Below are 13,992 nucleotides of genomic sequence, written 5' to 3'. Positions count from 1 at the left end.
GCAAGGAGTGCATGAAAATAACTTTCCCAATGTAGGATAAGCCTAATTGGTTTATACTTATTATAGATCAAATTTAATGAGGGGGCGGATTGACAAATGGCGGATTTATTTGAACGATTGAAGCCTGAGATAAAGAAGGGCAAACCATCCATAATTTTTCCTGAAAGTGAAGATGAACGGATTGTCGAAGCGGTACAAACCCTAGCGGAAGAAGAATTGATCGTGCCGATTCTCATTGGAAAAGTCGAGGATGCTTCCAATGCCTTAAAAGAGCTTGCTGATGAGAAAAAGGTTGTGTTCATGCATCCTGAGACGGACGAGAATTTACAGGCGATGATTGAAGCGTTGGTTGCGCGCAGAAAAGGAAAAACCGATGCTGCAAAGGCAGCGGATTGGTTAAAAGATCCATGCTATTACGGTACAATGCTTGTTTATATGGGCAAAGCGGACGGGTTGGTCAGCGGTGCGGCCCATTCAACAGCGGAAACCGTGCGCCCTGCATTGCAGATTATCAAGTCCCAGCCGGGAAAGAAACGCATTTCGGGATCTTTTATTCTCGTTAAAGGGGATAAAGAATTTGTTTTCGCTGATTGCGGTATTAATATCTCGCCGGACAGTGAAACCTTGGCGGAGATTGCGGTTGAATCTGCGGAGACAGCAAAAATGTTCGGCATTGATCCGAAAATAGCCATGCTTAGTTTCTCGACAAAGGGATCAGCGAAGGATCCGTCGATCGATAAAGTAACAGAGGCAGTAAAACTTGTTAAGGAACGGGAGCCGGAATTACTTGTGGACGGAGAACTGCAATTTGACGCTGCTTATGTGCCGGAAGTTGCTGCGAAAAAGGCACCGGGGTCACCAATTGCCGGCAAGGCAAACGTATTTGTTTTCCCAAATATTGATGCGGGGAACATCGGGTACAAAATGGTGCAGCGGCTCGGAGGCTATGTAGCAATCGGACCGATCCTGCAAGGCCTGAACAAGCCGGTGAACGATTTGTCGCGCGGCTGCTCTGCCGATGATGTCTACAAGCTGGCGCTGATTACGGCAAAACAAGCGTTAAGTGCTGCTCAGCCACAGAACGCGTAATAATCCAATCTGATTTTAATCTAATAAGGAGCACGGCCGATGCTTATTGCGGTTCGTGCTCTTTTTATACCTTGTCAGAAATTTATTTTCAAAAGGACTATCAATAAATCCTAAATCTGGAAGCTGGACATTTTTCCAAAAAGAACATTTGTAAAATAAAAATCGGAAGACATACATATTCTCCCGATTTTTGTGTACCTGTTTACTTAATAATAAATCTGTTTAGCATCTGAGGGCAAATCGTGCACGTGTTTCAAATAGGCGGAGACACGTTGGTCATCAGCAGTTGCATAGATATAACCGAAATGGTCGGCAACTTGCTTTGCCAAAATGCGAAACAGATTGCCCATTTGAAACAGCGACTGCCAAATGTGCTCGGGCTCAGCGTCCGGATAGGTGAGCAGATAGCTTTGCCATACTGATTTTTCAACATAGCGGGACAAGTACTTACCGCATTTTCCGGCACTCACTGTAAAATTAGTGCGTACACCTGCGTGCCAACCGAGCATTTTGAGCAACATCTCGCGGACATAGTGTTCGAGCATGGTCTTGGCATACGGTATTTCCCCGCGCCATAATCCTTTAGCCACATAAGGCGACACCCACCAGAATTCGTTACAGCAATCGACGAACTGTTTTGCGCTCGGTGGAATCATTCGATAATCCCGATCATCTGATGAAGGAACAGATGCAAATTGTCTATCTTTATCAAGCAGGATGATGCTCAGGCTGTCTCCATTTACCCATTCCTTTGCTCTTTCCAAGGTCATCAGCGTTAAATCAATCCGATTTCCGTCATCAAACAACATTAAATAGGCGAATTTATCCTTAGCAATATCGCCGAGTCCATTTCCAATATCCATCAGGTCAGGCATTTGCATGATGATTCGCTTGCCGAATTGATCAACCCAATGATGGTTTGCCGTAAATGAAGGAACATCGCGGACCACATAGACTATATCGTAATCTTGAAAACAATCGCGCGGTGCATCAGGATTGGTTCGTGATCCGTTCATAATCACAGCGCGAATTCGTTCATCTGCCTTTGCCTTATCTAAAATCAATGCCTTCATTTCTTGCTCATTTCTCATTTTTATTATCCTCCATTAATTTTTAATCCTGTAAAAGCAGGAATGGTGGAGGAGGTCGCGCACAAGTCTAAAACCGATTCAATCATATTTTCATAAGTCATTCCCCATTTTCTAAGTGATCGTTACCATTATTCCTAGGTTCGTTACTAGTTTTTATGACTTTGTTACAAGTTCGATGATTGGTTACAACTTTTCCTTGATTCGTTACAAGATTTCATAACTTCGTTACAACTCTTGGCTGTTCGCTCTTCGTCTTTCGTTTAAGAGTGGCAAGTGCGACTCCACCGAGAATTAAGATGCTGCCAATGGCGAAATTGATTGACAGTTTTTCGCCGAGAATGAGCCAGCCAAGCAGAGTGCCGACAATCGGCTGGAAGAACAGAAAGAGTGAACCGGCACCGGCATCAATCATGGTCAGTCCTTTATTCCAAAGAAAAAATGCCCCGGCTGTCGACACAATGCCAAGATAGAGTATGCCTGCGATGACCGGTCCATTGGCAAAATGAATGGTACCCATTGACCAATCTCGGATCATAAATGGTGTCGTGAAAATCAGTGCAAAGAAAATCGAGTAGGTCGTAATCACAAGCGATGATAGTTCTTCAGCCGCCTTCTTGACGTATACGGAAAGCAGCGCCCAGGTGATCGCGGCGATGACTAAAGTGATGCAGCCCCAAAAGTAATTACCGAGCTTGTCGGGTAATCCGATGGTCAGGATGACGCCGCTGGTCGCGACGACAAGCGACATGATTTTCCGAATGGAAAAGGCTTCTTTCAATACAAAACGTGCGAACACGACGACAAAGGCTGGTGTCGCTGAGGTGATCATTGCACCGGTGTGAGCATCGGAAAGCTTCGTGCCGATAAATTGGCAGGCGATTGAGATAAAATAGCCGATAAAGCCGATCCAAATCAGCATCCACCATTGCCCTTTGCTCAGACGGAGTCGTTTGCCGGTTTTCTTTTGCTGAATCCACAGAAGGATAAACAAAAGCATTGATCCAAGCAGGTAGCGCAGCCATACAAGTGCAAGCGGAGTGACGAACTGTAAAACATATTTACTCACTACATACATGCAGCCCCAAATTGCTGCAGCAAGCGCCAGATAAATAGCGCCGATCATTGATGATTTCATGGTTTATAGCCCTTCTTTTATGGGATTTTTTATACGTGAAGTATCCCGAGGAAGGGATCGGAGACAAATAATTTACCCGTACCCTTTACTCAGGAGCGAAGGGCAGGTTGATCATTTTCAAAGAGATCAAAATAATAACGCAAGATGGAAGCCTCCTTGACAGACTTTTAAGACTATTATAAACGAACTGTGTGAAAATCTATAGATTGATTAATCATATAAAAGTATAAATTGATTAGGACTACATGTTGGTCATGTACGAATAGATTAAAAGCCATCGCGTCAAATTTCTGCGCGATGGCCATCATACAGATGTTATTCAAATAAATGCTGAGCGAAATATTCGTTTTTCTTAATACCGGCTGGAATAGCGAAAAGGCCGGTTGCGACATGATCGGTGTATTCGTTGAGTGCGTCGCTTTTCCCGAGTACACGGAGCATCGGGATAAAGCTGTCTTGCGGTTTGTTTTGAAAAGCGATAAACAGCAAGCCCGCATCAAGATTTCCTGTTGTCGGCTGGATACCGTTTGTATAAGAATAAGCGCGTCGAAAAATCTGTTTGCCGGTTCCATGTGCCAGCCGAACATGTGAATTTACCGGCTGCTTGCTCATAATCACCGGTTCTTTCTCATGAGTTCGTCCGAAGGCTGCGCCGGAATCTTTTTTTCGACCAAAAACATTTTCCTGATCGCTGTATGAGTCACGATCCCAAGTCTCGATAATCATCTTGATCTTACGATAGCCGAGATAGGTACCGCCACGCATCCATTTTGGTTCATCATTGCCGGCCCAGATGACTTTTTCCTGATCGACGGCATCGGTTACATTAGCCGTGCCGTCTTTAAAGCCAAATAGGTTACGCGGCGTTTTTCCCTTTGCTCCATTCAGAAAACCGGATTCCATCCAGCGGATATTCGCTGTTCCAAGTGCTTCCTTGATCAGATTGCGCAGAGCATGAAAAGCGACTTGCTGGATGTCGGCACATACCTGGACGCAAATGTCGCCGTTTGAAATGGATGGATCAAGTGTTTCATGCGCAATCTTCGGCATCACTGTCAATTGTTTCGGCATCTGATTTGCGAGTCCGAAGCGATCCTTTCCGTTTTTTATGAAAAAGGAGTGTCCGAAACCAAAGGTGACGGTCAGATTGGCAGCGCCAAGGTCGCGCGCCTCGTTCGTATCATTCGGTGGCAGTTCCTTGTTGCTGCTGTTGATTTCCCTCTTGCCCTGCGTCAGCGTTGCGGCAAGGCGCGTCCAGGAAATGAAGAGTGCCATGATCTTTGCCACATCATGAATCGACGGATCAATGTCGAATGCCGCAAGATAACCGTAGCTTTGATGAACGGTTGCAACACCGGATTGATGTGCTCCGAAAAAAGGAACTTTGGATTGATTCGCAGGTTCCGCTGCTGTTTTGCCGCCAAGCAGTTCGAGCGCCGTACCCAGTCCGCTTGCACCAAGGGCGATTCCGCCGCCGGCAAGTGCCGTCATTTTTAACATTTCCCGCCTGGAGTATCCCTTTTTTTGCTGCGGGGTACCAAGTTCATCGTTATCCATTCGGGATCGACCTCTTTCTTAATTAGAAAATTTTCGCCGTTTGAGCCATCAGTTTAGAGAGCTTGCTGAGTTCGTTGCTGATTTCTCGGATTTGTTCTTTGCTCAGCTTTGTATAATCTTCGTATTCCGTGTCGGACTTTTTGTATTTCAGCATTTGCTTATCAAATGCCTGGAATTGTTTATCGATTTGGTTTGCCAGGTCCTTATGTCCCTGATTCAGGGCAGGAATGGCCGCTTGATAAACGGCTTCGGAACCGTCAACGTTTGCTTGCAGGTCGACTAAATCGGTGTGAGAATAACGCTCTTCTTCACCGGTAATTTTGCTTGTTGCGGCTTCTTCAAGCAGTTCCATAGCCCCGGCAACCATTGCTTTAGGTGTTAATTTAAATGTCTTGGACTTTTTCTGCAGATCAAGAACATCGGCCATTAATTTATCGGCATATTTGCCCTGACCCTTGAGGCTGTTCTTTTCCCACAATGCGCGTTCGATTTCGTGGAAGCCGGTCCATTTAGAGAGATCATCAACATCATTAACGCGTGCGTCAATTGCGGGATCCAAATCGCCGAAGCTTTCAGCAATCGGTTCGGCACGTTCATAGTAAATACGTGGTTCGGCGTAAAGCTTCTTTGCTTTTTCAATATCGCCGTCTTTAACAGCCTTCACAAAAGGCTTAGTTGTTTTCACAAGCATGTCGATTTGTTCATCGGCATATTTGAGATAATCATCAACCGCCTGATCCATTTGTTTTGAAGGGTTTGACTTGGTTTCCTTGGCAGTAAGCAGATCATTCAATTGCCCGGTCAACGCGCTGCTGTTTTCCTTAATCTGTGCAACATCCGGATCAGCAAGATTGGATTGTGCGTAAATCGGCTGTTGATAGCGTTCGATTTTCGCGTATTGAAGCGGGAATCGGTCACGTACGTTATTTTCATAGGAAAGCCATTGTGTATTAATTTGCTTGCCATATTTTTTAATTTCATCTGTATCGTTCTTTTTCAAAGCGGTCTGGAGCTTGCTGTTCAGTTGTTTCATTTTGTTCGTGCCCTGCTTGACCGGGTCACTTGTTGTCTGCGATGTTTTCGTACTGCCTGACTGTTGCGAACTGCTGCATGCAGTGATGACCGGAAGAAGCAAGATTGCCATTAATAGTAGAAAGACAATTTTCTTTTGATGTTTCATAATGATTATTAAGCCTCCTTGGCATGTGTTTGTGTTTTATGTGATAACGCTGTCTGCTGTTCTTTAAGTATGATGAAGATGAAGAGCAGTAAGCATATAGCCTGCGGAACTGTGCTGTACCATGATGGGAAAATACTCAGGCTGTTGATTGACGGCAGGGCCTCTGAAACCGTTGAGGGGAGGACGCCTGCCATTTGAAGACTGTGAATACCTGATCCCATAAATTTGAAGCATAAGTAAAAGATGACAAAACTTGAAATCATGAAAAACGGACGGAGCGGCAGCAGAACGCCAAGCTTCAGCATGAGAAAGCCGATGACAACGAGTACGCCGAAACCGACGGCAATACCTGTTGCCAATTGCGTGTACGGCATGCGTCCGGCCATTCCGATTAAGAAGATGACCGTCTCCATTCCTTCGCGAAGTACGGCGATAAATGCAAGCACGGCGAAGGAAATCATTTTTCGCTTACTGATCGCCTGACTTGTTTTGGATTTGATAAACGCGTTCCAGCGTTTAATGTCCGCATTCCGGTGCAGCCAATAGCCTACATAAAGCAGCATCAGACTTGCGACCACTCCGGACCAACCGTTGATCAATGAATTGTTGTTTCCAAAGGCAGCGACTGAGAGCAGAAAGGAAACGAGCGCGCCGACCGCAAGACATACGATCACAGCGAGGCTTGTTCCGCTCCAGATCCACACCTTTGCCGGCTTTGAATTTGCTTTGCGCGCAAAGGTCAGCAGTGCACCGATTACCAGCAGTGCCTCAAGACCTTCGCGAATCGGAATCAGAGCAGCATCCCACATTCCATAGTTTGCTGATGCGAGCGGCTTCAAACTTGTGATCATTTCATCGACCAGCGGCAGCGCTTTTGTTCGTGTTTTTGAATCAGCGAGGTACGCATCCATCATAACTAAATCTTTCTCAGATTCGGTATAGATGCTTTGCGATTGGCTGACAACATCGCCTTCAACGGACAGCCAATCCTGTTGAAGCTGCTTGACCTGAGATGCGGCGGTGACCCAATCCTTCTGACTCATCGACTGTTTCGCGTTGCCAAGCTCGGTTATGTAAGAAGACAGAGAGTGATGTCCCGACTTGGCGGCTCCGCCGTACAAACCGCTTTGATAGTCTTGGAGTGTCTGTCGAAGTGCGCCGACACTTTTTATCGCTTCTGTTCGATCACCATTGAGCAGATCCAACGACGCAGAGCTTATATCCTGGCTTAATTGGATCGAGGCGTCAAGAGAACTCTTCGAAACGGCAGTTTTATTGTTCTGCCACCATTTTTTAAAGGAAGAAAAATCTGCTTCTGCCGATTTATTGTTCTGCAATGCAGTGATTGCATGATTTAGATCCTTGAGCGCTGGAGAAACATCAATTGCCTTTTCTGCATGTGCTGGTAGCGGATACATCGACAGCATCGCGATCAAGCAAATCAGTATAAATGCTCCGATGCACCGACCGAATTTCATAGTGAAGCACCTCCAAAACGGTAATGATAATCATTTTCAATTAAACAAGTATAGTTTAGTAGCCCAGAGACATACTGTCAATATAAATTTAAATAAAATGATCAATATTGTGACAAATAGTATAGATTAATAATATGCATGTTAATTGGCTGGCTATTCATGTGGGAAATCAGAATCAGAAGGTGTCAATTGATGATGCAGGATCGGTTAGGCAAATCGAGGCATATTCACACAAATTTGCGTACTTGCATCGACTATTGATTTCATAAGAAAAAATCGGGCAAAAAACGCCCGGTCCTTACTTCCGCAGGGTGCGGTGGCTTTCCCGTTGCATACAGGACATATGCATATTTAGCGAAAGCTCCTTCATCACTTTTCTGTTTCATTATCCTGATCCTTCATTAGGTAACGAGTAAAATAAGCGGACATTTTCCGCTTATTTGCACCATGGAGCTTGTTTCGCCGGTGAATAAGGGTAATTTTTCCGCTTATGCAAAGCAAAACCCTCCATTTTCATGTTTTTCAATTCGATAAGGGTAATTTTTCCGCCTATTTAAGCTATTTTTTCGTTCATTTTCTAAATAAGGGTAATTTCTCCTTCTATTTATCAGATTGGACGCTTACCTCATCGCCCAACTGATAAGAGCAGATTGGGAATCAGCAGCTTATGAGGCTTATCGTCGTACCAGCGGTGTTTTCTTTTCTAGTAAGAAAAAACCGGGCAAAAAACGCCCGGTCCTTACTTTCACAGGACATATGCATATTTAGCGAAAGCTTCTTAAACCTATCCGGATTTTGAATCTGCTGCGAATGCTCGCTTACCGCGGGCGTCCCACATCCTTCGTGTTTGGTTCCCAATCCTTTGTTTTGCAAAAATCATAAGCTTTTCTTTACTCATGTAAAAAAAACGCCGCAGCTATGCGGCGATTCCTTCATTTCTTAATAAATCCTTCTTCAACTAAATATTCTACTGCTTCTTTATAGGTACGGAACGTTCCATCGAGCTGGTCGCCTGCATAGACGTTCCAAAGCTCGTTGTCATAAATGATTTCAAGCTCTTGGCGTCCGCTTGGCGTCACCCATCGTTCGTGATCATTGCCGTCTGCTGTTTCTTTTTCATAAACACCTTCAGGAGAAAGGGCAAAGATTGCTTTTTTCAGCAGTGTGCGAAGCTCCTCTTCGGAGAAGTCGCGAATGTTGACCATGCCTTTCGGATCAGCCTCGTAGCCTTCAATGCCCTTTGCATATACATAGCCGTTGCCATTCGGATGCAAATGGTACACGATGGTTTTTTTATCTGCAGCACTTCCCGGATATTGAAAATTCACACGTCCCAGTGAGACAGATTTGCGCTCTAGTTCAGGAAACGATTCGAAAATCGATAATTTTTGATTGTAATCAAGTAGCAAAGATTTCTTCAACTCCATTTATTCAAATTTGTCGGTTCATTATAGCATACACAGGTCTTTAAAGATAATGGCGTAAATACGGTTTAACAAATCTTTGATGATCTAATTGAACTAGTGTGCTATATTACTAGTACAATGAGAATCGAGGGGATGCAAGATGAACGCGCGCAAGGAAGAACGAAAAAAAGTGAAAAAATACTTTCGTCACTTGGCGATTACGCTTCTGTTTCAGGCGGGAACGCTGTGGGGTGTTGTTGGTATTTATCTAATTGCTTTGATTGTACAAACGATGTTTCTTCATCCTCATTTAACGGAACAGCAGCTTGAAGCGCAGGTAGTAACACCTTTGAGTGAGAGCGGATGGCCGATGATTGTGGCAGTTTTGATTGCCTTTATCCCATTATTGATTTATCGGAGCAAGAAATTCTTTACTTATGATCTGAGAACGACGAAGCGAAAGATGACGGTGAAGGTATTTGTTCTTGGGCTGTTCGCAGTGCTTGGGGTGAATACCATGATTACACCGGTGATGTATCCTGTGGAGTGGATGCTCAATCTTTTCGGATACACGGCTGAACCGTCAAGAGAGATCTTGGAAGGTTCCAGGACAACAAGTATGTTCATATATACATGCTTGATCGGGCCGATCTTTGAAGAATTTATCTATAGAGGCGCGGTGATGCGCAGCTTGGAGCGGTTCGGTTCTGTTTTTGCGATTACGATTTCTGCGCTGTTATTCGGTATGATGCACGGGAATATCATCCAGATTCCTATGGCCTTCTCGGTAGGAATCGTCCTTGGCTACTTAGCCAAAACCTATGGTATCTGGTTGACCGTACTGATTCACATTGCTAATAATCTGTTCAGTGAATTGTACAGCGCACTTCCTTCAGCCGTGTGGTCAACTGTTTTTGACTTAATTATGTCTGCTGTTTTAATGAGCACAATCGGTATCTTCCTTTATAAAAATAAGCATCACTTAAAAAAATGGTTAAGCGACATACGTCAAAAGCAACCGGAAAAACGTTTGTGGCTATACTTTTTTACGTCTATTCCAGTGATCCTGCTGCTTCTTACTAATTTTGTGGTGACTATTCTCGGCATTGAAAAATTGTAAATATACACCATCGGAGCTTGATAATACTATTGATCTAGTGTACTGTTAAACTAATACAGAGATATAAAAACGGGGGAAAGAGCTATGGCAATTTGGTTTACATTATTTAAAAAGGAATTACGGCTGGGCTGGATGGCATTCATGATTTTTCTAATTCTGCAGCTCTTATTAATGGGACTGGGTATTTTTCTGAATATGCGTTTCGGTGATCATTCGAACGCAGCTCCAATGATTATCGGCATGATGCTGACCATTTGTCTGCTTTTCTATGTTCCGGTCTATCTGCTCTTTAATGCGATACAAGAGCGCAAGACATTTCATCTCTGGATGCAGAATCCGCTGCCCGCATGGTCGATGCTGCTGGCAAAGTTGGCGGGGGCATTGGTCTATTTTATTGTGACCACGGCAGTGGTTGGCGGCTATACATGGGCGAGCATCGCGCTTGCTCAAAGCAAAAATTTGCCGCCGCAGCTTTCTTTATTCCGCGTGGCTGTTCTGGCCGCATTGGTTCTGCTTTGGTGCGGAATCGGAGGCGGTGTGACTTTCCTGTTCCTTTGGACGGCTCGGCGCACGATGCGTTCACGGATTGGGAAGTGGTCATGGCTCGTACTGATTGTTGGGATTGGCATCTATAGTTACGTCGATAACAAACTGACACAATCAGGAATTTTCGATTTTCTCACCAACTGGGGTCATATACCAGACGCTTCTTTAATTCGCTTCGTTTTTCCTCAAAAGGCTGGATTGGACGGCGGAACATCGGGCCTTTTCAGTGACTTTTCACTAGGTTCAGATACCCTTTATTTAGGAAGCATCGTCTTCGATCTGCTGATTACGCTGATTGTTTTTCTCATTACGTCATGGCTTACGGATCACGAGTTGGAAGCATCATAAGTGAACAGGAATATAGAGATCAACTTTAAGGAGGCAAGCGAGCATGGCACAATCATTCAATACATCAGTTCCCATCTACCTGCAATTATGCGAGCGGATTAAAAATAAGATCATCCGTGGAGAAATCGGAATGGGCGAGCGCTTGCCGTCCGTGCGCGATACGGCTATTGATTCTAGTGTGAATCCAAATACGGTGCAGCGAACTTATAGAGAATTAGAAGAAAGCGGAATCGTAGAGAAAAAAAGAGGCCAGGGGACTTTTGTGACCGAGGATCCGGCCATTCTTCAAAAAATGCGTGAGGAATTAAAGATCAGTCATATTAATCTTTTTGTTTCTGAAATGCGTGAAATGGGTTATTCAGACAAGGAAATGCTAGCTGGATTGAAGGATTATTTAGTTACAAAGGAGGAAAAAGAATGATTCAGTTAGAAGGAGTAGTGAAGCGCTATTTAACGAAAAAAGCACTGGACGGCATCAGTCTTCAAATTGAACCCGGACATATTGTCGGTCTGATCGGATCAAATGGGAGCGGTAAGTCGACAACATTGAAACTGATCGCGGGGCTTCTTCAGCCGACGCACGGTACAGTTCTGGTTGACGGTGAAGTCTCAAACCGCAGAATCTGCCGGAAGGTCGCGTATTTGTCCGAGCTTGACGCGTATTACTCTTTTTTTACAGTAGCTCAAACCGTCGACTTCTATGCTCGGACCTTCAGCGATTTTAACCGTGAGAAGGCTGAAGAAATGCTCGATTTTATGAAGCTTGACCGCAATCAAAAGGTCAAGCATCTTTCGAAAGGAAATCGCGGCCGGTTAAAAATTGTTGTGACGCTTGCCCGTGAAGTTCCGTTCATTCTTATGGACGAACCGCTTTCCGGACTGGATCCGATGGTGCGAAGCTCAATCATTAAAGGTTTGATTTCATTTATTGATTTGGAAAAGCAGACCGTAATTTTAACGACACATGAATTGCAGGAAATTGAACCGCTGCTTGACACTGTTGTTCTAATCAAGAACGGAGTGATCCTTGAGCAGAAAAGCGTCGAAGACATTCGTTGTAATGAAAATTTGAGCCTAGTGGATTGGATGGTGGAAAAGTATGAGCAGTAATGCCGAAGTAAACAAACCGGCTGTGCGGCTGGAGCATGTCAGCAAGCGGATCGGCCGGAAGACGATTATTGATGATTTGAGTTTTGATATTTACAGCGGCGAGGTATTTGGATTTCTCGGACCCAATGGAGCAGGGAAAACAACAACCATTCGAATGATTGTTGGCCTGATGCGGATGACCCGAGGCAATATTTACATACAGGGACACAGTATCAAAGGCGATTTTAAAAAAGCAATCCGTCAGGTCGGCGCGATTGTGGAAAATCCGGAGATGTACAAGTTCCTTACGGGTTATCAAAATCTGGTGCATTATGCACGCATGATTCCCGGTATCAGCAAGGATCGGATTATGGAAGTTGTGAAACTGGTCGAACTGCAGGATCGAATTCACGAAAAGGTAAAACGCTATTCACTTGGAATGCGCCAGCGGCTCGGTGTTGCCCAGGCACTGCTGCACCACCCGTCGGTATTAATTTTAGATGAACCGACAAACGGGCTTGATCCTCAAGGAATCCATGATCTGCGCAACTATATGCATAAGCTTTCGCGTGAGGAAAATGTGGCGGTTATTGTGTCGAGTCACTTGCTCGCGGAAATGCAGCTGATGTGTGATCGAATCGGTATTCTGCAAAAGGGCAAGCTGATCGGCGTTGAGACAGTCAGTGAATTTATCGAAAAAGGTGCCGCTAAAGTACGGATACAAGTCGATGACAGCCGACTCGCCGCACAAATTTTAAAGGATAAACTTGCAATCGATGCGGAAGCTCCCGATGAAACAACCATTGAGGTTCCGGTTGACCATGAAAAAATCCCGGTGGTCATTGACACCTTAGTCATCTCGAAAATCAAGATTTACAGTGTTAGAACCGTCGCCAAATCACTGGAAGACAGATTCCTGGAAGTAACAGGGGGGAAGAGCGTTGAGTAACTTTTTTGGATTGCTTCAAAATGAAAATATGAAAATTTACCGCAGAAGTTCTGCAAAAGTCATGATCATCATTATGTTGGGACTGATCCTTGCCGCAGGTTTGATCATCAAATTTTCCGGCGATCAGCCTAAAGATGATCCGCACTGGAAACAAACATTGCTTCAAGAAAATAAAGAACTGAACAAGCAATTAGTATCCGTAAAAGGCAATGATCAAATGACCTACTACTTTAAGAAATCGATTGCCATGAACGAATACCGGCTTGATCATAACTTGAAGCCGGAGCAAGGCGAAACGCTTTGGAGCTTCGTCCAAGGTGCAGGCGGTAGTCTGATGATCATGGTAATCAGTATCTTCACTATCATCATTGTATCAACTTCCATCGCTAGCGAATTTAATACGGGGACGATTAAACTGCTTCTAATCCGTCCCATATACCGTACTCAGATTCTGCTTTCCAAATATATTTCCGCACTGCTATTCACGGTGGTTTGCCTGATCACACTTTTTATTGCCTCATGGCTGCTTGGAGGTATCTTGTTTGGCTTTGGCGGTGCAGGCGAGGCTTACCTGGTTTATGACAATGGAGCGGTCCATCAGTCCAGCTGGTTGCTTGCCATCTGGAAGGACTACCTGCTGAATTGTGTCTCACTCTTCATGATGGTTACCTTCGCCGGCATGATTGCTGCCGCATTCAGAAACGGAGGCCTTGCGATCGGATTATCAATCTTTACAATGATGGCCTCTTCGATGGTTGTGGGTTTGCTGCAACGGTATGATTGGGTGAAGTATGTTTTGTTTGCCAATACGGATTTGACACAATATACAACCGGAACACCGTTGCACGATGAAATGACTCTGGGCTTTTCACTTGCTGTGCTTGCTGTTTATTATGCCATTTTTGTGCTCGTCGGCTGGGCTTTCTACACGCGGCGCGATATTAAAGCATGATTGTAATAAATTACAGGAGGGGGACCGGGCGCTTCTTGCCCGGTTTTTCTTA

General features: G+C 44.6%; 13 protein-coding genes. 7 read left to right on the top strand and 6 right to left on the bottom strand.

What is annotated here, in order from left to right:
- The first annotated feature begins 96 nt into the window (after window positions 1–96).
- Window positions 97–1,089 carry a phosphate acetyltransferase gene (pta, locus tag NOM01_RS07420; protein ID WP_255747727.1) on the top strand — a complete coding sequence of 331 codons (993 nt, stop codon included), beginning with the start codon at window positions 97–99 and terminating at the stop codon, window positions 1,087–1,089.
- Window positions 1,090–1,295: 206 nt separating this feature from the next.
- On the opposite strand, the gene NOM01_RS07415 is transcribed toward pta, so the two are convergent.
- From NOM01_RS07415 to NOM01_RS07390, 6 genes are all read right to left on the bottom strand, one after another.
- The gene (locus NOM01_RS07415; protein ID WP_255747726.1) at window positions 1,296–2,180 is read right to left on the bottom strand and encodes an aminoglycoside 6-adenylyltransferase; all 885 of its coding nucleotides are present in this window, start codon (window positions 2,178–2,180) and stop codon (window positions 1,296–1,298) included.
- A 214-nt stretch (window positions 2,181–2,394) separates the two neighbouring features.
- Window positions 2,395–3,315, bottom strand: a complete 921-nt coding sequence (locus tag NOM01_RS07410) for a DMT family transporter (protein ID WP_255747725.1) — start codon at window positions 3,313–3,315, stop codon at window positions 2,395–2,397.
- A gap of 315 nt (window positions 3,316–3,630) precedes the next feature.
- Window positions 3,631–4,872 carry an iron uptake transporter deferrochelatase/peroxidase subunit gene (gene efeB, locus NOM01_RS07405; protein WP_255747724.1) on the bottom strand — a complete coding sequence of 414 codons (1,242 nt, stop codon included), beginning with the start codon at window positions 4,870–4,872 and terminating at the stop codon, window positions 3,631–3,633.
- A 22-nt stretch (window positions 4,873–4,894) separates the two neighbouring features.
- Window positions 4,895–6,052 carry an iron uptake system protein EfeO gene (gene efeO / locus NOM01_RS07400; protein ID WP_255747723.1) on the bottom strand — a complete coding sequence of 386 codons (1,158 nt, stop codon included), beginning with the start codon at window positions 6,050–6,052 and terminating at the stop codon, window positions 4,895–4,897.
- 8 nt (window positions 6,053–6,060) lie between these two features.
- Window positions 6,061–7,530, bottom strand: a complete 1,470-nt coding sequence (locus NOM01_RS07395; protein WP_255747722.1) for an FTR1 family iron permease — start codon at window positions 7,528–7,530, stop codon at window positions 6,061–6,063.
- Between the two features lie 932 nt (window positions 7,531–8,462).
- Window positions 8,463–8,957: a hypothetical protein gene (locus tag NOM01_RS07390; RefSeq protein ID WP_370645974.1), complete on the bottom strand. Its 495-nt coding sequence runs from the start codon at window positions 8,955–8,957 to the stop codon at window positions 8,463–8,465.
- Window positions 8,958–9,096: 139 nt separating this feature from the next.
- Between NOM01_RS07390 and NOM01_RS07385 the strand changes: the two genes are divergently transcribed.
- The 6 genes from NOM01_RS07385 to NOM01_RS07360 all read left to right on the top strand — a co-directional run bounded on the left by NOM01_RS07385 (window position 9,097) and on the right by NOM01_RS07360 (window position 13,940).
- On the top strand, window positions 9,097–10,056 hold the full coding sequence (locus tag NOM01_RS07385) for a CPBP family intramembrane glutamic endopeptidase (protein WP_255747720.1): 960 nt from the start codon (window positions 9,097–9,099) through the stop codon (window positions 10,054–10,056).
- An 84-nt stretch (window positions 10,057–10,140) separates the two neighbouring features.
- Window positions 10,141–10,950, top strand: a complete 810-nt coding sequence (locus tag NOM01_RS07380; RefSeq protein ID WP_255747718.1) for a hypothetical protein — start codon at window positions 10,141–10,143, stop codon at window positions 10,948–10,950.
- Window positions 10,951–10,993: 43 nt separating this feature from the next.
- Window positions 10,994–11,371 (top strand): GntR family transcriptional regulator, encoded by a 378-nt coding sequence (locus NOM01_RS07375; protein ID WP_255747717.1) that lies wholly within the window; start codon window positions 10,994–10,996, stop codon window positions 11,369–11,371.
- On the top strand, window positions 11,368–12,060 hold the full coding sequence (locus NOM01_RS07370) for an ABC transporter ATP-binding protein (protein ID WP_255747716.1): 693 nt from the start codon (window positions 11,368–11,370) through the stop codon (window positions 12,058–12,060). Before NOM01_RS07375 ends, NOM01_RS07370 begins: the two co-directional genes overlap by 4 nt.
- Window positions 12,050–12,988 carry an ABC transporter ATP-binding protein gene (locus NOM01_RS07365; protein WP_255747715.1) on the top strand — a complete coding sequence of 313 codons (939 nt, stop codon included), beginning with the start codon at window positions 12,050–12,052 and terminating at the stop codon, window positions 12,986–12,988. The genes NOM01_RS07370 and NOM01_RS07365 overlap by 11 nt, the downstream gene beginning before the upstream one ends.
- Window positions 12,981–13,940: an ABC transporter permease gene (locus NOM01_RS07360; RefSeq protein WP_255747714.1), complete on the top strand. Its 960-nt coding sequence runs from the start codon at window positions 12,981–12,983 to the stop codon at window positions 13,938–13,940. The genes NOM01_RS07365 and NOM01_RS07360 overlap by 8 nt, the downstream gene beginning before the upstream one ends.
- Window positions 13,941–13,992: the final 52 nt, after the last annotated feature.

It is taken from the genome of Sporolactobacillus sp. STSJ-5 (assembly GCF_024385605.1).
Classification (GTDB): domain Bacteria; phylum Bacillota; class Bacilli; order Bacillales; family Sporolactobacillaceae; genus Sporolactobacillus.
The sequence above is the reverse complement of the archived record's forward strand: the minus strand, read 5'-3'. Positions and strand labels throughout refer to the sequence as shown.